Below are 17,350 nucleotides of genomic sequence, written 5' to 3' on the forward strand. Positions count from 1 at the left end.
AACGCCACGAAGATAAATATCACCGTCAGTGATGAATCGCTTTTTTCCATTGATAGTAAGTGGCTTGCCCTGGAAAACCGCACTGGAATGGGGATTTCAGCGGTCCGCCGCACGGTTTTCGAGCATTCACGGGATTGCTTGCAACGGCGAATCGGGGCGGTTCTATCGATAGAAGCGAATGGCTGTTGCTTTTCATCGATTCGGGGCGCGCGCGGGTGCTTCTTGTAGGCGCGAATTCATTCGCGAAGCCTTTCGCGGTTGAAACCGCTCCCGTCAGTGTCATGGCGGGCTCCGCTGGTAGATGAAAAAAGCGTCATCCACCCTACGCAGCGGTCGCGTACGTGCGGCGGGGCTGTAGGGGCGACTTCAGTCGCCAAGCGGTGCTGTAGGAGCGAGCTCTGCTCGCGAAGCTTTGGCGCGGCGACCATGGGTGGGCTGAAGCGGAACGCCGCCCGGCCCGCCCTACGGGTTCGGTGGCGCGGGGAGCGCTGTGCACGCGGGTGCGGATCACTCCAGGCTGTCCGGGTCGCCGCAGTACATCTGGATGCGCGAGCGCAGCCAGCGCTCGGCGGGGTCGTTGTCCTGGGCGCCGCGCCAGGCCATGGACAGTTCGAAGGCGCGGCTGCCGTAGGGCGGGTCCTCCACGCGCAGGCCACCGGCGGCGGTGAGGGCGGCGGCGGTGTAGTCCGGCACCACGGCGACGATGTCGGTCCCGGCGAGCAGGGCGCCGAGGCCGTTGAACTGGGGCACGGCCAGCACCACGCGGCGCTTGCGTCCCAGTTTCTCCAGCTCCTCGTCGACGAAGCCGGACAAGTCGCCCGCATAGGACACCAGCGCGTGGGGGCGCGCGCAGTAGTCCTCCAGGCTCAGCGGCCCGGGTACGGCGTCGGCACGCAGGAGCTTGGACTTGGAGCGGCGGATGGTCTTGCGCTTGGCGTTGGCCGGCAGCTCGTCGGTGTAGCTGACACCCACGGAGATCTCGCCGGAGGCGAGCAGGTTGGGCATCAGCAGGTAGTTGGTGCGGCGCACCACCAGCACCACGCCCGGCGCTTCGGCACGCAGGCGGCGGAGCAGGGCGGGCAACAGGCCGAACTCGACGTCGTCGGAAAGGCCGATGCGGAACACCGCGTTGCTGGTGGCCGGGTCGAAATCGGCGGCCCGGCTCACGGCCGTGGAAATGGAGTCCAGGGCCGGGGAGAGCAGGGCGAAGATCTCCACCGCGCGGGCGGACGGCTCCATGCTGCGGCCGGTGCGCACGAACAGCGGGTCATCGAAGAGGGTACGCAGCCGCGCGAGGGCTGCACTGATGGCGGGCTGGCCGAGGAAGAGCTTCTCCGCCGCCCGTGTCACGCTGCGCTCATGCATGAGCGTCTCGAACACGATCAGTAGATTGAGGTCAACTCTACGTAGGTCGTTCCTGTTCATGCAGGGCTACTTCCGAAATGAGTGTGTGAAAAATGAGGCTCTGCAGCGCGGTCGTCAAGGCTCACATCATCCGTGTTTATGACAACTATTGATGCGCGCGGGTGGTTTTAGGGATAAAGCCCGGATAGAGTCCATGGCCATGACAGAGTCACAGGCGAGGTGTGTGATGTCCCGCATGATCCGTTTTCATCAATTCGGCGAGGCCGATGTGCTCAAGCTGGAAGAGCTGCCCACCCCCAAACCGGGGTTCGGCGAAGTTCTGGTGCGCACCCAGGCGCTGGGCGTCAGTTGGAAAGACGTGCTCTGGCGGCAGAACCTGGCCTCCGAACAGGCCCGGCTGCCTGCCGGGCTCGGCTTCGAGCTGGCCGGTGTGGTAGAGGCCGTCGGCGAAGGCGTCGACGACCTGCAGCCCGGCATGGCCGTGGCCAGCTTTCCGTCCGCCACTCCCAATACCTATCCGGCCTGGGGCGACATCGTGCTGATGCCGCGCCGCGCCCTGACCCGCTACCCGGACGTGCTGACCCCGGTCGAGGCCGCCGTGCACTACACGCCGCTGCTGCTGGGCTACTTCGCCCTGGTCGAGCTGGCCAAGGTCAAGCCCGGGCAGCACGTGCTGATCACCGAGGCCGGGCATTGCCTGGCGCCGCAATCGGTGCAGCTGGCCAAGGCGCTGGGGGCGATCGTCATCGCCTCCACCAGCTACCCGGAGAGCCGCCCGTTCCTCAAAGAGCTGGGCGCCGACAAGGTCATCGTCACCGAGGAGCAGGATCTGGTCCTGGAGGTCGAGCGCTTCACCGCCGGCAAGGGCGTCGAAGTGGTGCTGGACCAGTGCGCCGGCCCGCAGATGAAGCTGCTGGGCGATGTCGCCTCGCCGCGCGGCAAGCTGATCCTCTATGGCATCAACGGTGGCAACGATGCGGCCTTCCCGGCCTGCGCCGCCTTCAAGAAGCACCTGCAGTTCTTCCGCCACTGCGTGATGGATTTCACCGGTGATCCGGAAACCGGCCTGGAGCGTGACGAGGCTGCCGTGCAGCGGGCCCTGGCGCACATCAACCAGATGACCGGTGACCGCCTGCTCAAGCCGAGCATCGACCGGGTCTTCGAGTTCGCTGACTTCGTCGAGGCGAGCCGCTACATGGAAACCTGCCCGGCCGGTGGCCGCGTGGTCATCCACGTCGCCGACTGAACCGCGACTGCTGTACCCGATCCGGCGCCTCGTGCGCCGGATTTCGTTTGGGCGGAATCGGCCCGGGGTCGAAGGGGCGCCAGTCTGCGACTGCCGGTGGCCGCTTCGGTAGCAGGATTCTGCAGAATTATTGCCTGATCCTGCCGAAGTGTTTCCGGGCCCGAGACGCGCCCCGCGCGCGCAAGTAGAGTTGTCGCCTGATCCGGAGGGCTGAAACCATGACCACACCCGCAACCCTCGAAGAGCAGGGGCACAGCGCTCCCCTGGGCGCGCAGGCACGCCTCGCACGATTGATTGAACGATTCACCCGGGAGGACGGCATCCATGAGACGCCCATCCCGCGCCTGTCGCTGTTCCGCGCCAGCACCGCCACCGAGCCCATCCACTGTCTCTACGAGCCCGCCCTGGGCATCGTGGTGCAGGGCCGCAAGCAGGCCATGCTCAACGACGAGACCTACATCTATGGCCAATCCCAGTACCTGATCGTCTCCCTCGATTTGCCGGTGATCGGCCAGATCCTCGATGCCAGCCCCGAGGTGCCCTACCTCGGCCTGCGCCTGAACCTGGAGCCCGCGCTCATCAGCCAGATGCTCCTGGAGATGGAGCGCTCGCCCATGGTCACCAGCTCCGCGCGCGGCATTTCGGTGTGCAGCCTGGACGAGCCGCTGCAGGATGCGCTGATCCGCCTGGTGAGCCTGCTCGACACCCCGGATGACATCGCCGTGCTGGCGCCGCTGGTCGAGCGCGAGATCCTCTATCGCCTGCTGCTGGGCGAGCGCAGCGCGCAACTGCGCCAGATCGCCTGCGTCGGCAGCCACACCCAGCGCATCGCCAAGGCCGTCAGCTGGTTGAAGAACAACTATCACCGCCCGCTGCAGATCGGTGCCCTGGCCGGTGAGGTGAACATGAGCACCTCGGCGCTGCACCATCACTTCAAGTCGGTCACCGCGATGAGTCCGCTGCAGTTCCAGAAGCAGCTGCGCCTGCAGGAGGCGCGCCGGCTGATGCTTTCCGAGGCCCTGGACGCCGCCACCGCCGGCAGCCGCGTGGGCTACGAGAGCCCCTCGCAGTTCAGCCGCGAATATAGCCGTCTGTTCGGCGAGCCGCCACAGCGCGATATCGCCCGCCTGCGCCAGAGCGCCTGATACCGCTCCGCTGGTCGTCCCGTCGCCGCAAAGGCGCAGGGACGGCCGGCGAGCTTCTACCCTGAAACAACCGTGCCCTGAACCGGCCCGACCGTGGCCGGCGCCCCATGAATCCATACCCGTAGAGGTGGAAAAGCCGATGATCACCCTGAACCTGAATGGTCAAGACAAGGAACTCGATATCGCCCCCGACATGCCGCTGCTCTGGGCATTGCGCGACGTCGCCGAGATGACCGGCACCAAGTACGGCTGCGGCATGGCCCTGTGCGGGGCCTGCACCGTGCACGTGGATGGCCAGCCGACGCGGGCCTGCATCACGCCGGTATCCATGCTGGTGGGCAAGAAGATCACCACCATCGAGGCGGTGGGCGAGGGCGAAGTGGGCAAGGCGGTACAGGAAGCCTGGCGCAAGCTCGACGTGGTGCAGTGCGGCTACTGCCAGTCGGGGCAGATCATGGCGGCCACGGCTCTGCTGGCGGGCAACCGCAAACCCAGCGACGCCGACATCGATGCCGCCATGAGCGGCAACATCTGCCGCTGCGCCACCTATGTGCGCATCCGTGCGGCCATCCACGAAGCAGCCGGCCAGCTGGCCTGAGGAACGACGACATGGGCAAGATCGAAACCCAGAGCACGCCGGGCAACGGCATCCTCAACATCAGCCGGCGGACCTTCCTGCAGGGCAGCGGCGGGCTGGCCCTGGGCGTGCTCTTCTCGCCGCTCCTGGACGCTGCCGAGATGTTCGCCGCCGATGCGCGCTTCGAACCCAACGCCTTCGTGCGCATCGCTCGCGACGGCACCGTGACCGTGGTCGCCAAGCACGTGGAAATGGGGCAGGGCGCCTACACCGGCCTCGCCACCCTGGTGGCCGAGGAGCTGGACGCCGACTGGAGCCGTGTGGTGGTCGAAGGCGCGCCGGCCAACGCCGCCGTCTACAACAACCTGGCCTTCGGCACCCTGCAGGGCACCGGTGGCAGCAGCGCCATGGCCAACTCCTTCGAGCAGATGCGCAAGGCCGGTGCCAGCGCACGCGCCATGCTGGTGGCCGCCGCCGCCAAGAAGTGGAAGGTGCCGGCGGAGGCCATCACCGTCAGCGATGGCGTGGTCGCCCATGCCGCCTCCGGCAACAAGGCCGGCTTCGGCGAGCTGGCCGAGGCGGCCGCGCAGGAATCGGTGCCCACCGAGGTGAAGCTCAAGCAGCCGAAGGACTTCAAGCTCATCGGCCAGATGACCGCCAAGCGCAAGGACAGCCACGACAAGACCAACGGCAGTGCCGTCTTCACCCAGGATTTCAAGCTGCCCGGCATGCTGGTGGCGGTGGTCGCCTACCCGCCGCGCTTCGGCGGCGTGCCGAAGACGGTGGACGCGAGCAAGGCCAAGGCCATCGCCGGTGTGGTGGAGGTGGTCGAGTTCCGCGACCTGCCCCATGGCCGCGCCGGGGTCGCCGTGCTGGCGAAGAACACCTGGACCGCGCGCCAGGGGCGCGACGCGCTGGTCATCGAATGGGACGAGAGCAAGGCCTTCAAGCTGGGCAGCGCCGAGATCTTCGCCAAATACCGCGAAAGCGCTGGCAAGCCCGGGCTGATGGCCGCGCGCACCGGTGACGTGGAGGCCGCGCTGGCCAAGCCGGCGAAGCTGATCGAGGCGGACTTCGAATTCCCCTACCTGGCCCATGCGGCGATGGAGCCGATGAACTGCCTGGTCCGGCTCTCCGACGGTGCCTGCGAGCTGTGGAACGGCGAGCAGTGGCAGACCGGTGACCAGGTGACCGTGGCCAAATACCTGGGCATCCCCGTGGAGAAGGTCGCCATCACCCAGCTCTACGCCGGCGGCAGCTTCGGTCGCCGCGCCAACCCGCTTTCCGACTACCCGCTGGAGGCGGTGGCGGTGGCCAAGGCTGCGCGCGACAAGGGCATCAAGGCGCCGGTGAAGCTGGTCTGGACCCGCGAGGACGATACCCGGGGCGGCTACTACCGCCCGGCCTACCTGCACCGCGCGCGCCTGGCGCTGGACGCCGAGGGCAAGCTGCTGGCCTGGCATCACCGCATCGTCGGCCAGTCCATCATCAAGGGCACCGGCATGGAGTCTTTCCTGATCAAGGACGGCATCGACAACACCTCGGTGGAAGGGCTGGCGAACCTCTCCTACGCCGTGCCCAACCTGCAGGTGGAGCTGGCCACCCCCGAGGACATCCACGTCCCGGTGCAGTGGTGGCGCTCGGTGGGCCATACCCACACCGGTTTCGCTGCCGAGGTGCTGATCGACGAAGCGGCGACCACCGCCGGCAAGGACCCTTACGACTACCGCCATGCGCTGCTGGAGAAGCATCCGCGCCATCGTGGCGTGCTGGAACTGGTGGCGGACAAGGCGGGCTGGAAGCAGCCGCTCAAGGCCGGTGGCGAGGGCGAGAAGCGCGGTCGCGGGATCGCCGTGCACGAATCCTTCGGCAGCTACGTGGCGCAGGTGGTGGAGGTGACGGTGAAGGCCGATGGCGCCTACAAGGTGGATCGCGTGGTCTGCGCCGTGGATTGCGGCGTGCCGATCAACCCCGACGTGATCCGGGCGCAGATGGAGGGCGGTATTGGCTTTGGCCTGGCGGCGGCGCTGCACAGCGCGGTGACGCTGAAGGACGGAGTGGTGGAGCAATCCAACTTCCACGACTTCCAGGTGTTGCGGATCAACGAGATGCCGGCCGTGGAGGTGCACATCCTACCGTCCACCGAGCAGCCCACCGGTGTGGGTGAACCCGGGGTGCCGCCCCTGGCGCCGGCACTGGCCAACGCCCTCCATGCGGCGGTGGGCGTGCGCTTGCGGACCCTGCCGTTCCCCGCCCAGGTCAAGGCCTGAGGCGGCGCGACCGGGCCGCCGGAATCAGGCGGCCTGGTTGCGGATCAGCTGGCGCAGGGCACGACGCTCGGCGATGGGCGTCGGGGCCTGGAGCATCTCGAAGGTGCCGTCCTCCTGGCACACGGCGACTTCGGTTTCGAAGTGCAGATGGAATTCATCCAGGGTGACGTGGGTGACCAGGTAGCTGCTGTCGACGAATTTCGAGTGGGCGGTCATGGCTGGCATCTCGGTTCATGGGGCACAAGGCCGATGAGCGAATCTTGCCGGTGCGCTGGCAATCGGAGAATTGAAAGGGGCTGATGGTGAGTATCAGTGATGTCGATGCTTGCCGTTGCGCTGACGCCCGGTGGGGCGGCGTCCTTGTTTCCTCGCCCTCGCGGCGGCTCTATAGTGGGCGCCGGATGCCGGGGCAGACCCCGGCGAGACTGATTGCAAGGAGTGAAACCATGTCCAACCCCGTCACCATGCGCGCCCTCGTGCTCGAGGATTACCAGAGCGGCCGTTTCACCCAGCAGGAGATCGCCCGCCCGGTCGCCGGCGAGGGACAGGTCCTGGTGCGTATCGAGGCCAGCGGGGTCAACCCCATCGACTACAAGATCCGCACCGGCCGGGCGCCCTATGCCGACCCGGTGCTGCCGGCGGTGCTCGGCACCGAGCTGGCCGGCGTGGTCGAGGCGGTGGGCGCGGGCGTCAGCCGCTTCAAGGTCGGTGACGAGGTCTACGGCCTGGTCGGTGGCGTGCGCGGCCTGCAAGGCACCCTGGCCGAATTCGCCGCGGTGGACTGGCGCCTGCTGGCGCTGAAGCCGAAGAACCTGAGCATGCGCGAAGCCGCGGCACTGCCGCTGGTGTTCCTCACCGCCTGGGAAGGCCTGGTGGACAGCGCGCGCCTGCACGCCGGGCAGACGGTGCTGGTCACCGGTGGTTCCGGCGGCGTGGGCCATATCGCCGTGCAGATCGCCAAGGCCTTCGGCGCCGAGGTCTTCGCCACCGCCTCGCCGGCCAAGCACGAGATGGTGCGCGGGCTGGGCGCCACGCCCATCGACTACCACACCACCAAGGCGGCCGATTACGTTGCGACCTTCACCGGTGGCAAGGGCTTCGACGTGGTCTACGACACCGTGGGCGGCAGCTCCCTCGACGACGCCCTGGAGTCGGTGCGCATCCGCGGCCATGTGGTCAGCTGTGCCGCCTTCGGCACCCACAGCCTGGCGCCATCCTCGCTGCGGGCGGCGACCGTCAATGGCGTGTTCGTGTTGCTGCCGATGCTCACCGGTGAAGGCCGCGCCCACCACGGCGAAGTCCTCGCCGACGCCACGCGCCTGGTGGAGGCCGGCAAGCTCAAGCCCATCCTCGACCCGCGCCGTTTCACCCTGGCCACGGCCCACGACGCCCACGACGCGGTGGAGCAGGGCACGGCCTTCGGCAAGATCGTCATCGATATCGCCGAGTGATCCCGCAACTGCAGCCGTCGGATGGCTAGGGCCGTGCGAAGCCCATGCCGTGGGGACCACGGATCGATGGGTTTCGCTGCGCTCTACGCCATCCTACGGTTCTAGCGGCACCCATTGCGGGTCGGAAAGCCGTTCCACCAGGCGGTCGAACACCCGCCTTACCCGTGGCGATACCGGCCCGCGCTGGGGCCGGTAGACGAACATCTCCCAGGACGGCGATTCGTCGTCGACCAGCACCCGCACCAGGCGTCCGCTGCGGATGTGCGGCGTCACCAGGTAGCTGGGCAGTTGCCCGAAGCCGACGCCCGCCAGCACCGCCTCGCACTCGCACTCCTGGTCGTCGGTGGTGAAGGCGGCACGCTGCGGTTGCAGCTGGCGGCCCTCGGCGAAGGTCCAGGGCCAGAGGCGCCCGGTGTTGCCGTCGATCAGCGCGGTGGTCGGCAGCCGGTTCAGGGCGTCGATGTCTTCCGGGGCGCCGACGCGCTCGACCAGTGCCGGCGCCCCCACCACGTAGAGCGGCACGGTCGCCGTGGGTCGCGCGATGTAGCGGCGGTCGCGGATGAAGCCCATGCGCACGCCGATGTCGATCTGCTCGTCGACCGAGTCGGTCATCTGGTCCGAGAGGCGCATGTCCAGCACGATCTCCGGGTGCTCGCGCTGCAACTCGGCCAAGAGCGGCAGCACGAAGCGCCGGCCGATGGAGCGCGGTGCGGTGACGCCCACGCGGCCGGCCATCTCGTCCCGGCCGCGGCGGACGTGGCGCTGGAACAGCTGGTCGAAGCTGCCCAGGGTCTCCCGCGCCTGGGCTGCCAGCAGTTCGCCGTAGGCGGTGATCTGCACCTGGCGCGTGCTGCGATGGAACAGCGGCTCGCCCACCAGTTGCTCCAGGTCCTTGATCGCCCGGGTCACCGTCTGCGGGGAGGCGCCGAGGCGCGTGGCGGCTTCGCGGAAGCTGGCGGACTCGGCGGCGATGCAGAAGATGCGCAGCATTTCCATTCGGTTGAGCATGTCGGCGGCCTTCGGATTGTTCCTGATTCTGGAATTCCGCAATCCTAATCCTTCCATTCCCTGAGTGTCATCGGATTTCCATACTGGCCTCCAGCAGCAGGAACCCCTCCTGCCGGCAGCCAACCTGAGGAACCCGACATGAGCAGCAACATCAACGGCAAAGTCATCGTCATCACCGGCGCCAGCAGCGGCCTCGGCGAAGCCACCGCCCGCCACCTGGCCGCCCTGGGCGCCTCGGTGGTGCTCGGTGCACGCCGCGTCGATCGTCTCGACGCGCTGGTCAGCGAAATCACCGCTGCCGGCGGCAAGGCCGTGGCCTTCGCCACCGACGTCACCGACCCGGCGCAGGTCCGCGCCCTGGTGCAGGGCGGCATCGATGCCTTCGGCCGCATCGACGTACTGGTCAACAACGCCGGACTGATGGCCATCGCGCCGCTCTCCGAAACCCCGGTGGAGGAGTGGGACCGCATGATCGACATCAACATCAAGGGCGTGCTCTACGGCATCGCGGCGGCGCTGCCGGTGTTCCAGGCACAGCGCAGCGGTCAGTTCATCAACGTCGCCTCGGTGGCCGGCCACAAGGTGTTCAGCCCGGGCGGCACCGTGTACAGCGGCACCAAGTTCGCCGTGCGGGCCATCAGCGACGGCCTGCGTCATGAAGTGGGCGGCGACATCCGCGTCACCGTCATCTCCCCCGGCGCGGTGGATTCGGAACTGAAGCTGGGCAGCTCCCACGAGGAGAGCCGCCAGGCCCTGGGCGAGTTCTACAAGCTGGCGATCCCCGCCGAATCCGTCGCCCGGGCCATCGCCTACGCGGTGGAACAACCGGCGGACGTGGACATCAGCGAAGTGGTGCTGCGCCCGACCGTGCAGGACTTCTGATCGAGCGGGCGTACCTGCGCAGCAAAACGAAACGGCCCCCATGGGGCCGTTTTTCATTTGAACGTGGACGTGCTTCCCTGGCTGTTCGCCGATTCACTTCGACAAACGCACCGCCAGCTCGTCCACTTCCACGGCCCAGTCGGCGTCCTGCACCAGGGCGTTGCGCAGGAAGGCGCTCTGGGCGTCGTTCCAGAAGGGCGCTTCGTGGATCTTCTGCCCGTCGGCGAGGGGGTGGTCGGCGATGAAGGACTCGATCCTGTCGTGCCCGGATTCCAGGCCGAGCTGCTCGAAGAGGGTGGCGAGGTTGTGCGGGGTCGTATCCATGGAGGGCTCCGTTACGGATGGGAAAGATGCAGGGACTATAGACCCACGCCCCACGCTTTTAGTGTCGGTGAATCCTACGCTAAGGTGGCGCGCCCGCCCATGCGGGGTGGGCACCCGAGGAAGGAACCCATCATGCATTTCAATGCCCTGGTCCCGGAGTTGCTGGTCGTCGATTTCGCCCGCAGCCTGGATTTCTACTGCCGTGTCCTGGGGTTCGAAGTGGCGTACCAGCGCCCCGAGCACCGCTTCGCCTACCTGCGCTTCGGCGAGGCCCAGCTGATGCTGGAGGAGGACGACGGCGAGGCCTCGGAGTGGCGGGTCGAGCCCCTGGAAGCGCCGTTCGGGCGCGGACTCAACCTGTCGATCCGCTGCGCCGACGCGCTGGCGTTGATCGCGCGCATCGAGGCGGCCGGGGTGAGGTTGCGGCGCGGAGCCGAGGAGCGCTGGTACCGCCAGGACGAGCAGGCGCACGGTGAACTCAACTTCCTCCTGCAGGACCCGGACGGCTACCTGCTGCGCTTCCACCAGAGCCTGGGGATGCGCGCGTTCGGCGGGGTTCTGCCGGCGCAGGGGTGACGAAGGCTGCGGTACATGAGCCAAGGGCTTCGCGAGCAGAGCTCGCTCCTACGGTTTGTGGCGGGTGTGTGCTGCCTCGCGAAGCGGGAATTCTTTGCCGACGCCACGGAACCCGCGCCGCTGCGCTGGTTCAAATCGGCACTGATTCCTTCACATGCCGATTCCGGAGCTGTCATGCGTACCCACACCAAACTTCTGTTGGCAGGCCTTTGCTTCCTTCCCCTGGCCGGTTGCTTCAAGGGCGAAGTCGACCAGTCGGTGCTTTGCACCTACAGCTCCGATGCCGAGGCGCGCCAGTGCAAGGAAGGCGAGCTGTCCTGGTTCAAGCCGGCCCGCTGGAGCAACGAGCAGCTGCCCCTGAGCGTTGCCGCGGCGTACTGCAACTTCAACCACGAGGTGATGTACAACAACGCAGGCGTCATCTGCGTGTTCACCGAGAAGCGCATGAGCCTGGTGAAGAACAGCCAGTAAGCCCGGCGGGCGCCCACAAAAAAGCCAGCATCACGCTGGCTTTTTTTGTGCCGGTGCGCCGGATCAGCGCTTGCCCATCGAACGGCGCGAGCCGCGCGGTGCCGCTCCGGGGCGCTGGCCGCGGTCGTGGGTCTTGAGGGTCTGGTACCAGGGCACGTTCTGCTTCTTCACGGCCTTGGCCGGGGCGGCCGCCTCGGCGCTGCCTTCGGTCTGGGCCTGTTGCTCGGGGCTGGTGGTTTCGCTGGTGTTCATGGTCGGTCCGGGGGCGCATGGGCGCCGGTTTGATCGTGGTTGGCCGTGTTCGAGGCGCGCAATCATACATCAAGTCGTCTGTGACTGCCGTGGCTTCGGCTGGATGGAAACCGAGCCGGAAGAGGCCGGAAAAGGCCCGACCTGACATGAGTCAAAGTGACTCATTGCCGTTTGGCGGATGATCTCCCCCATCGAAATCCAGCCATTCGGGATACCAAGATGAAGCAGCCAAGCAAGCAGAAACTGACCTGGGCGGCGGCACTGCTGGCCGCCGTGGCGGTGGCCGCCGGCGCCTGGTGGGTGTTGCGGCCGGTCGGCCTGGGCGAGGGTTTTGCCAGCGGCAACGGGCGGATCGAAGCCACCGAGGTGGACGTGGCGACCAAGCTCGCCGGTCGCGTGGCCGAGATCATGGTGGACGAGGGCGACTTCCTCACCCCCGGCCAGCCGGTGGCGCAGATGGACACCCAGGTGCTGCAGGCGCAGCTGGCCCAGGCCCAGGCGCAGGTGCGCCAGGCCGAGAACGCGCGGCTCACCGCCCAGGCGCTGGTGGCCCAGCGTGAGAGCGAGCAGGCCACGGCCAAGGCGGTGGTCAGCCAGCGCGAGGCGGAACTGGTGGCCACCCAGAAGCGCTTCGCCCGTACCGAGACCCTGGTCAAGCGCAACGCCATGCCCCAGCAGCAACTGGACGACGACCGCGCGGTGATGCAGAGCGCCCAGGCGGCACTGGCCGCCTCGCGCTCCCAGGTGATCTCCGCCCAGGCCGGCATCGAGGCGGCCAAGTCCCAGGTGATCGAGGCGCAGTCGGCCATCGAGGCGGCCAATGCCAGCGTCGCCCGCCTGCAGGCGGACATCGACGACAGCCTGCTCAAGGCCCCCCGCGCCGGCCGCGTGCAGTACCGCGTGGCGCAGCCGGGCGAAGTGCTGCCGGCCGGCGGCAAGCTGCTCAACCTGGTGGACCTGGGCGACGTCTACATGACCTTCTTCCTGCCCGCCGGCCAGGCCGGGCGCGTGCACCTGGGCGACGAGGTGCGGCTGATCATCGACGCGGTGCCGCAGTACGTGATCCCCGCCAAGGTCTCCTACGTGGCCAGCGTCGCCCAGTTCACGCCGAAGTCCGTGGAGACCGCCAGCGAGCGCGAGAAGCTGATGTTCCGCGTCAAGGCGCGCATCGACCCGGCGCTGCTCAAGCAGCACATGACCGCCGTGAAGACCGGCGTGCCCGGGATGGCCTACCTGCGCCTGGATGCCGAACGGCAATGGCCGCAGCACCTGCAGGTGAAGGTGCCCTGATGAACGCCTCCGACGGCAGCGTCGCCCGCCTGGCCGGGGTCAGCCTGGCCTACGGCGAGACCTTCGCCCTGCGCGAGGTCGACCTGGTGATCCCGGCCAACCGCATGGTGGGCCTGATCGGTCCGGACGGCGTCGGCAAGTCCAGCCTGCTGGCGTTGCTGGCCGGCGCGCGGAAGATGCAGCAGGGCGAGATCGACGTGCTGGGCGGCGACATGCGCTCGGCCCGCCACCGCCGCGCCATCTGCCAGCGCGTCGCCTACATGCCCCAGGGGCTGGGCAAGAACCTCTACCCGACGCTGACGGTGGTCGAGAACCTGGATTTCTTCGGCCGCCTGTTCGGCCACGACCGCGCCGAGCGCGAGCGACGCATCGACGACCTGCTGCGCAGCACCGGCCTCGACCCGTTCCGCGAGCGCCCGGCGGGCAAGCTCTCCGGTGGCATGAAGCAGAAGCTCGGCCTGTGCTGCGCACTGATCCACGACCCGGACCTGCTGATCCTCGACGAGCCCACCACCGGCGTCGACCCGTTGTCGCGCAACCAGTTCTGGGAGCTGATCGGCCGCATCCGCCAGGGCCGCGACGGCATGAGCGTGCTGGTGGCCACCGCCTACATGGAAGAGGCCGAGCGCTTCGACAGCCTGGTGGCGATGGACGCCGGGCGGGTCCTGGCCACCGGCAGCCCCGCGGAGATCCGCACCCAGACCGGCACCGACAGCCTGGAAGCAGCCTTCATCGCCCTGCTGCCGGAGGAGAAGCGCCGCGACCACCGCCGCCTGGTGATCCCGCCGCTGCCGGAAGGCGAGCGCGCCGTGGCCATCGAGGCGGACGGGCTGACCTGCCGCTTCGGCGAGTTCGTCGCCGTCGACCGCGTCAGCTTCCGCATCGAGCGCGGGGAGATCTTCGGTTTCCTCGGCTCCAATGGCTGCGGCAAGTCCACCACCATGAAGATGCTCACCGGCCTGCTGCCCGCGAGCGAAGGCAGTTGCGCGCTGTTCGGCCAGCCGGTGGATGCCGGCGACATGGCCACGCGGCGGCGCGTGGGCTACATGTCCCAGGCGTTCTCCCTGTACCGCGAGCTGACGGTGCGGCAGAACCTGTTGCTGCATGCGCGGCTGTTTCACCTGCCGGCCGAGCGCATCGAGGCGCGGGTGGCGGCGATGATGCAGCGCTTCGACCTGGCGGGCGTGGCCGACGAGCTGCCTGACGCGCTGCCGCTGGGCATCCGCCAGCGCCTGTCCCTGGCGGTCGCGGTGATCCACGAGCCGGAGATCCTCATCCTCGACGAGCCCACGTCCGGGGTCGACCCGGTGGCCCGCGACGGTTTCTGGGCGCTGATGATCGACCTGTCGCGCAACGATGGCGTGACCATCTTCATCTCCACCCACTTCATGAACGAGGCCGAGCGTTGCGACCGCATCTCGCTGATGCACGCCGGCCGCGTGCTGGCCAGCGACACCCCGGCGAACCTGGTGGCCGCTCGCGGCCTGCCGAGCCTGGAGGCGACCTTCATCGCCTACCTGGAGGAGGCCGCCGGCATCGCCGGCCAGGCCCCTGCCGAGGCGGCCCCGGCGACCCGGCCGACGGAAGCCGCCCGTGCCGGGCGCGGCTTCAGAGCGCAGCGGCTGTTCAGCTATGCGCGGCGCGAGGCCATGGAGCTGCGCCGCGACCCGATCCGCCTGACCCTGGCACTGCTCGGCACCGTGCTGCTGATGTTCATCATCGGCTACGGCATCAGCATGGACGTGGAGGACCTCTCCTATGCGGTGCTCGACCGCGACCAGACCACCACCAGCCAGGCCTACGCACTGAACCTCTCCGGCTCGCGCTACTTCATCGAGCGCGCGCCGATCCAGGACTACGCGGAACTGGACCGGCGCATGCGCAGCGGCGAGCTGAGCCTGGCCGTGGAAATCCCGCCCGGCTACGGCCGTGACCTGAAGCGTGGCGCCAGCCCCGCCATCGGCGTTTGGATCGACGGCTCCATGCCGACCCGCGCCAACACCGTCGCCGGCTACGTGCAGGGCATGCACCTGGGTTACCTCGCCGAGCTGGCCCGGCAGTCGCCCGAAGGGGGCGGCCAGAGTGCCGCCAGCGTCGAGGTGCGCTACCGCTACAACCCGGATGTGGAAAGCCTCAAGGCCATGGTGCCGGCGGTGATCCCGCTGCTGCTGATCATGATCCCGGCGATGCTCACCGCCCTGGGCGTGGTGCGCGAGAAGGAGCTGGGCTCGATCACCAACCTCTACGTCACGCCGGTCACGCGGCTGGAGTTCCTGCTGGGCAAGCAGCTGCCCTACGTGGCGATGGGCATGGTCAGCTTCCTGCTGATGGTGGCCCTGGCGGTGTTTGTGTTCGGCGTGCCGCTCAAGGGCAGCTTCCCGACCCTGGTGCTCGCCGCGCTGTGCTACGTCACGGCTGCCACCGGGCTCGGCCTGTTCCTCTCCACCTTCATGCGCAGCCAGATCGCTGCGGTATTCGGTGTCGCCATCGCCACCATGGTGCCGGCCATCCAGTTTTCCGGGCTGGTGCACCCGGTGTCGTCCCTGGAAGGCGCGGCGGCGCTGATCGGCCAGGCCTATCCCGCCACCCATTTCCTCATCATCAGCCGGGGCGTGTTCTCCAAGGCGCTGGGCTTCGCCGACCTGGCCTACTACTTCGTGCCGCTGTTGCTGACCATCCCGTTGCTCACCCTGTTCAGCGTGCTCGCGCTGAAGAAGCAGGAGGCCTGACCCATGCGCAGCCTGGCCAACATCTTCAACCTCGGGCTCAAGGAATTCCGCAGCCTGCAGCGCGACTACGCGATGCTGGTGCTGATCCTCTGGGCCTTCAGCCTGGGCGTGTACAGCTCCGCCACCGGCATCCCGGAAACCCTGCACCATGCGCCCATCGCGGTGGTCGACGAGGACCGCTCGCAGCTCTCCACGCGCCTGGTCAACGCCTTCCAGCCGCCGTACTTCCGCGTTCCCGAGCTGATCGACCAGGGGCGCATGGACCGGGGCATGGACACCGGCCTCTACACCTTCACCCTGGACATCCCGCCCGACTTCCAGCGCGACGTGCTCGCCGGCCGCAACCCGGCGGTGCAGCTCAACGTCGACGCCACGCAGATCGGCCAGGCCTTCAGCGGCGCGGGCTACATCCAGAACATCGTTTTCACCGAGGTCAACGAGTTCGTCGCCCGCTACCGGGGGGCGAAGGCGATGCCGGCGGAGCTGACGGTGCGCACGCTGTTCAACCCCAACCTGACCCAGGCCTGGTTCGGCGGAGTGATGGAGGTGATCAACCAGATCACCATGCTGTCGATCATCCTCACCGGCGCGGCCCTGATCCGCGAGCGCGAGCACGGCACCGTCGAGCACCTGCTGGTGATGCCGCTGTCGGCGTTCGAGATCATGCTGGCCAAGGTCTGGTCCATGGGCGCGGTGGTGCTGGTGGCCGCCGCGCTGTCGCTGGTGTTCGTGGTGCGCGGCTGGCTGGCGGTGCCCATCGAGGGCTCGCTGGGGCTGTTCCTGGTGGCGGCGGCGCTGCACCTGTTCGCCACCACGTCGATGGGCATCTTCCTCGGCACCGTGGCGCGTTCCATGCCGCAGCTGGGGCTGCTGACCATCCTGGTGCTGATGCCGCTGCAGATCCTGTCCGGGGGCACCACCCCGCGCGAAAGCATGCCCGAGCTGGTGCAGCAGATCATGCTGGCGGCGCCCACCACCCACTTCGTCGCCCTGGCCCAGGGCATCCTCTATCGCGGCGCGGGGCTGGACATCGTCTGGCCGCAATTCCTGGCCATCATCGGCATCGGCAGCGCCTTCTTCTTCGCTGCCCTGGCCCGGTTCCGCCGGACCATCACCCAGATGGCCTAGGCGGCCAGGACCCGCGCCAGCTGCCAGGCGGCGAAACCGAGCAGGAACAGCCCGGCCGCCTGGTCGACACGGCGCAGCAGGCCGGCGTCCAGGTGGTGGCGCACGGCGGCCACGCCCAGCGCCAGGGCCAGCCACCACAGCGCCGAGCCGCAGAACACCCCGGCGACCATCAGCAGCGCGCTCGCCGTACCGGGCGTCGCGCCGGCACCGAGGCCGGCGAAGACCGCGATGAAAGCGAGGATCGTCATGGGGTTGGTGAGCGTCAGCGCGAAGACCGATGCCAGTGCCTTCCAGCCATTGCCGGGCTCGACCAGGGCGGCGGCGCGGCGGGCCGGCGTGGCGCGCAGCAGGCGCAGGCCCATCCAGGCGAGGAAGCCCGAACCGACCAGCGCCAGGGGCGTGGCCAGCGCGACGAAGGCCTGGATCAGCGCCTGCACCCCGAACGCCCCCAGGGCACCGAAACAGGCGTCCGCCAGCGCGGCGCCCAGACCGCTGAGAAAGCCGATGCGGGCGCCGTGGTCCAGGCTGCGCTGGATGCAGAGCAGGCCCACGGGGCCCACGGGTGCGGCGATCGAGAGGCCGATCAGGGCGGATTTGAAGAACAGCGTGAGGTCCATCCGGGCCACCGGTCAGGTC

General features: G+C 68.2%; 17 protein-coding genes. 11 read left to right on the forward strand and 6 right to left on the reverse strand.

Annotated features, from left to right (window positions below):
* Positions 1-507 precede the first annotated feature (507 nt).
* A complete protein-coding gene (locus WFQ67_RS17145) occupies positions 508-1,425 on the reverse strand; it encodes a LysR family transcriptional regulator (RefSeq protein WP_228723450.1) in 918 nt (305 codons plus the stop codon).
* Between the two features lie 166 nt (positions 1,426-1,591).
* On the opposite strand from WFQ67_RS17145, the gene WFQ67_RS17150 reads away from it, so the two are divergent.
* The 4 genes from WFQ67_RS17150 (at position 1,592) to WFQ67_RS17165 (ending at position 6,603) form a co-directional block, all read left to right on the forward strand.
* Positions 1,592-2,611 (forward strand): zinc-dependent alcohol dehydrogenase family protein, encoded by a 1,020-nt coding sequence (locus WFQ67_RS17150; protein WP_111262690.1) that lies wholly within the window; start codon positions 1,592-1,594, stop codon positions 2,609-2,611.
* 218 nt (positions 2,612-2,829) lie between these two features.
* Positions 2,830-3,756, forward strand: coding sequence for an AraC family transcriptional regulator (locus WFQ67_RS17155; protein ID WP_213630160.1), 927 nt, complete (start codon positions 2,830-2,832; stop codon positions 3,754-3,756).
* A 139-nt stretch (positions 3,757-3,895) separates the two neighbouring features.
* Positions 3,896-4,354, forward strand: coding sequence for a (2Fe-2S)-binding protein (locus tag WFQ67_RS17160; protein ID WP_213630162.1), 459 nt, complete (start codon positions 3,896-3,898; stop codon positions 4,352-4,354).
* A gap of 11 nt (positions 4,355-4,365) precedes the next feature.
* Positions 4,366-6,603: a xanthine dehydrogenase family protein molybdopterin-binding subunit gene (locus tag WFQ67_RS17165; RefSeq protein WP_337057654.1), complete on the forward strand. Its 2,238-nt coding sequence runs from the start codon at positions 4,366-4,368 to the stop codon at positions 6,601-6,603.
* A gap of 24 nt (positions 6,604-6,627) precedes the next feature.
* Here the strand turns inward: WFQ67_RS17165 and ptrC are convergent, their stop codons facing one another.
* Positions 6,628-6,819, reverse strand: coding sequence for a type III secretion system co-regulatory protein PtrC (gene ptrC / locus WFQ67_RS17170; RefSeq protein ID WP_173178088.1), 192 nt, complete (start codon positions 6,817-6,819; stop codon positions 6,628-6,630).
* Positions 6,820-7,049: 230 nt separating this feature from the next.
* Here ptrC and WFQ67_RS17175 point away from each other — a divergent pair, with 230 nt between their 5' ends.
* Positions 7,050-8,054: a zinc-dependent alcohol dehydrogenase family protein gene (locus WFQ67_RS17175; RefSeq protein WP_337057655.1), complete on the forward strand. Its 1,005-nt coding sequence runs from the start codon at positions 7,050-7,052 to the stop codon at positions 8,052-8,054.
* Positions 8,055-8,147: 93 nt separating this feature from the next.
* Here the strand turns inward: WFQ67_RS17175 and WFQ67_RS17180 are convergent, their stop codons facing one another.
* A complete protein-coding gene (locus tag WFQ67_RS17180) occupies positions 8,148-9,062 on the reverse strand; it encodes a LysR family transcriptional regulator (RefSeq protein ID WP_213630168.1) in 915 nt (304 codons plus the stop codon).
* A gap of 138 nt (positions 9,063-9,200) precedes the next feature.
* On the opposite strand from WFQ67_RS17180, the gene WFQ67_RS17185 reads away from it, so the two are divergent.
* Complete coding sequence (locus WFQ67_RS17185; protein ID WP_173178090.1) at positions 9,201-9,944, forward strand: SDR family oxidoreductase; 744 nt, start codon at positions 9,201-9,203, stop codon at positions 9,942-9,944.
* Positions 9,945-10,037: 93 nt separating this feature from the next.
* Here the strand turns inward: WFQ67_RS17185 and WFQ67_RS17190 are convergent, their stop codons facing one another.
* Positions 10,038-10,268 (reverse strand): DUF2789 domain-containing protein, encoded by a 231-nt coding sequence (locus tag WFQ67_RS17190; protein WP_337057656.1) that lies wholly within the window; start codon positions 10,266-10,268, stop codon positions 10,038-10,040.
* A 132-nt stretch (positions 10,269-10,400) separates the two neighbouring features.
* Here WFQ67_RS17190 and WFQ67_RS17195 point away from each other — a divergent pair, with 132 nt between their 5' ends.
* On the forward strand, positions 10,401-10,844 hold the full coding sequence (locus WFQ67_RS17195) for a bleomycin resistance protein (RefSeq protein ID WP_416367113.1): 444 nt from the start codon (positions 10,401-10,403) through the stop codon (positions 10,842-10,844).
* A gap of 174 nt (positions 10,845-11,018) precedes the next feature.
* On the forward strand, positions 11,019-11,315 hold the full coding sequence (locus WFQ67_RS17200) for a hypothetical protein (protein WP_173178092.1): 297 nt from the start codon (positions 11,019-11,021) through the stop codon (positions 11,313-11,315).
* Between the two features lie 63 nt (positions 11,316-11,378).
* Here the strand turns inward: WFQ67_RS17200 and WFQ67_RS17205 are convergent, their stop codons facing one another.
* The gene (locus WFQ67_RS17205) at positions 11,379-11,567 is read right to left on the reverse strand and encodes a hypothetical protein (RefSeq protein ID WP_213630172.1); all 189 of its coding nucleotides are present in this window, start codon (positions 11,565-11,567) and stop codon (positions 11,379-11,381) included.
* A gap of 219 nt (positions 11,568-11,786) precedes the next feature.
* Here WFQ67_RS17205 and WFQ67_RS17210 point away from each other — a divergent pair, with 219 nt between their 5' ends.
* Genes WFQ67_RS17210 through WFQ67_RS17220 form a run of 3 tightly spaced genes read left to right on the forward strand, consistent with a single transcriptional unit; the run spans position 11,787 to position 16,714 of the window.
* Entirely contained in the window at positions 11,787-12,857 is a 1,071-nt protein-coding gene (locus WFQ67_RS17210; protein ID WP_271103028.1) for an HlyD family secretion protein, read from the forward strand.
* Positions 12,857-15,586 carry a ribosome-associated ATPase/putative transporter RbbA gene (rbbA, locus tag WFQ67_RS17215; RefSeq protein WP_337057657.1) on the forward strand — a complete coding sequence of 910 codons (2,730 nt, stop codon included), beginning with the start codon at positions 12,857-12,859 and terminating at the stop codon, positions 15,584-15,586. The genes WFQ67_RS17210 and rbbA overlap by 1 nt, the downstream gene beginning before the upstream one ends.
* 3 nt (positions 15,587-15,589) lie before the next feature.
* Positions 15,590-16,714 carry an ABC transporter permease gene (locus WFQ67_RS17220; protein WP_337057658.1) on the forward strand — a complete coding sequence of 375 codons (1,125 nt, stop codon included), beginning with the start codon at positions 15,590-15,592 and terminating at the stop codon, positions 16,712-16,714.
* Here WFQ67_RS17220 and WFQ67_RS17225 read toward each other — a convergent pair.
* On the reverse strand, positions 16,711-17,331 hold the full coding sequence (locus WFQ67_RS17225) for a LysE family translocator (protein ID WP_173178097.1): 621 nt from the start codon (positions 17,329-17,331) through the stop codon (positions 16,711-16,713). The genes WFQ67_RS17220 and WFQ67_RS17225 overlap by 4 nt on opposite strands.
* Between the last annotated feature and the right edge of the window lie 19 nt (positions 17,332-17,350).

Origin of the sequence: Pseudomonas sp. USHLN015 (genome assembly GCF_037153275.1) — a bacterium.
GTDB lineage: Bacteria > Pseudomonadota > Gammaproteobacteria > Pseudomonadales > Pseudomonadaceae > Metapseudomonas > Metapseudomonas tohonis.

Coding starts and splice junctions, on each gene's coding strand:
- WFQ67_RS17145 (WP_228723450.1), bottom strand. CDS start 1,425: ATGAACAGGAACGACCTACGTAGAGTTGACCTCAATCTACTGATCGTG.
- WFQ67_RS17150 (WP_111262690.1), top strand. CDS start 1,592: ATGTCCCGCATGATCCGTTTTCATCAATTCGGCGAGGCCGATGTGCTC.
- WFQ67_RS17155 (WP_213630160.1), top strand. CDS start 2,830: ATGACCACACCCGCAACCCTCGAAGAGCAGGGGCACAGCGCTCCCCTG.
- WFQ67_RS17160 (WP_213630162.1), top strand. CDS start 3,896: ATGATCACCCTGAACCTGAATGGTCAAGACAAGGAACTCGATATCGCC.
- WFQ67_RS17165 (WP_337057654.1), top strand. CDS start 4,366: ATGGGCAAGATCGAAACCCAGAGCACGCCGGGCAACGGCATCCTCAAC.
- ptrC (WP_173178088.1), bottom strand. CDS start 6,819: ATGACCGCCCACTCGAAATTCGTCGACAGCAGCTACCTGGTCACCCAC.
- WFQ67_RS17175 (WP_337057655.1), top strand. CDS start 7,050: ATGTCCAACCCCGTCACCATGCGCGCCCTCGTGCTCGAGGATTACCAG.
- WFQ67_RS17180 (WP_213630168.1), bottom strand. CDS start 9,062: ATGCTCAACCGAATGGAAATGCTGCGCATCTTCTGCATCGCCGCCGAG.
- WFQ67_RS17185 (WP_173178090.1), top strand. CDS start 9,201: ATGAGCAGCAACATCAACGGCAAAGTCATCGTCATCACCGGCGCCAGC.
- WFQ67_RS17190 (WP_337057656.1), bottom strand. CDS start 10,268: ATGGATACGACCCCGCACAACCTCGCCACCCTCTTCGAGCAGCTCGGC.
- WFQ67_RS17195 (WP_416367113.1), top strand. CDS start 10,401: ATGCATTTCAATGCCCTGGTCCCGGAGTTGCTGGTCGTCGATTTCGCC.
- WFQ67_RS17200 (WP_173178092.1), top strand. CDS start 11,019: ATGCGTACCCACACCAAACTTCTGTTGGCAGGCCTTTGCTTCCTTCCC.
- WFQ67_RS17205 (WP_213630172.1), bottom strand. CDS start 11,567: ATGAACACCAGCGAAACCACCAGCCCCGAGCAACAGGCCCAGACCGAA.
- WFQ67_RS17210 (WP_271103028.1), top strand. CDS start 11,787: ATGAAGCAGCCAAGCAAGCAGAAACTGACCTGGGCGGCGGCACTGCTG.
- rbbA (WP_337057657.1), top strand. CDS start 12,857: ATGAACGCCTCCGACGGCAGCGTCGCCCGCCTGGCCGGGGTCAGCCTG.
- WFQ67_RS17220 (WP_337057658.1), top strand. CDS start 15,590: ATGCGCAGCCTGGCCAACATCTTCAACCTCGGGCTCAAGGAATTCCGC.
- WFQ67_RS17225 (WP_173178097.1), bottom strand. CDS start 17,331: ATGGACCTCACGCTGTTCTTCAAATCCGCCCTGATCGGCCTCTCGATC.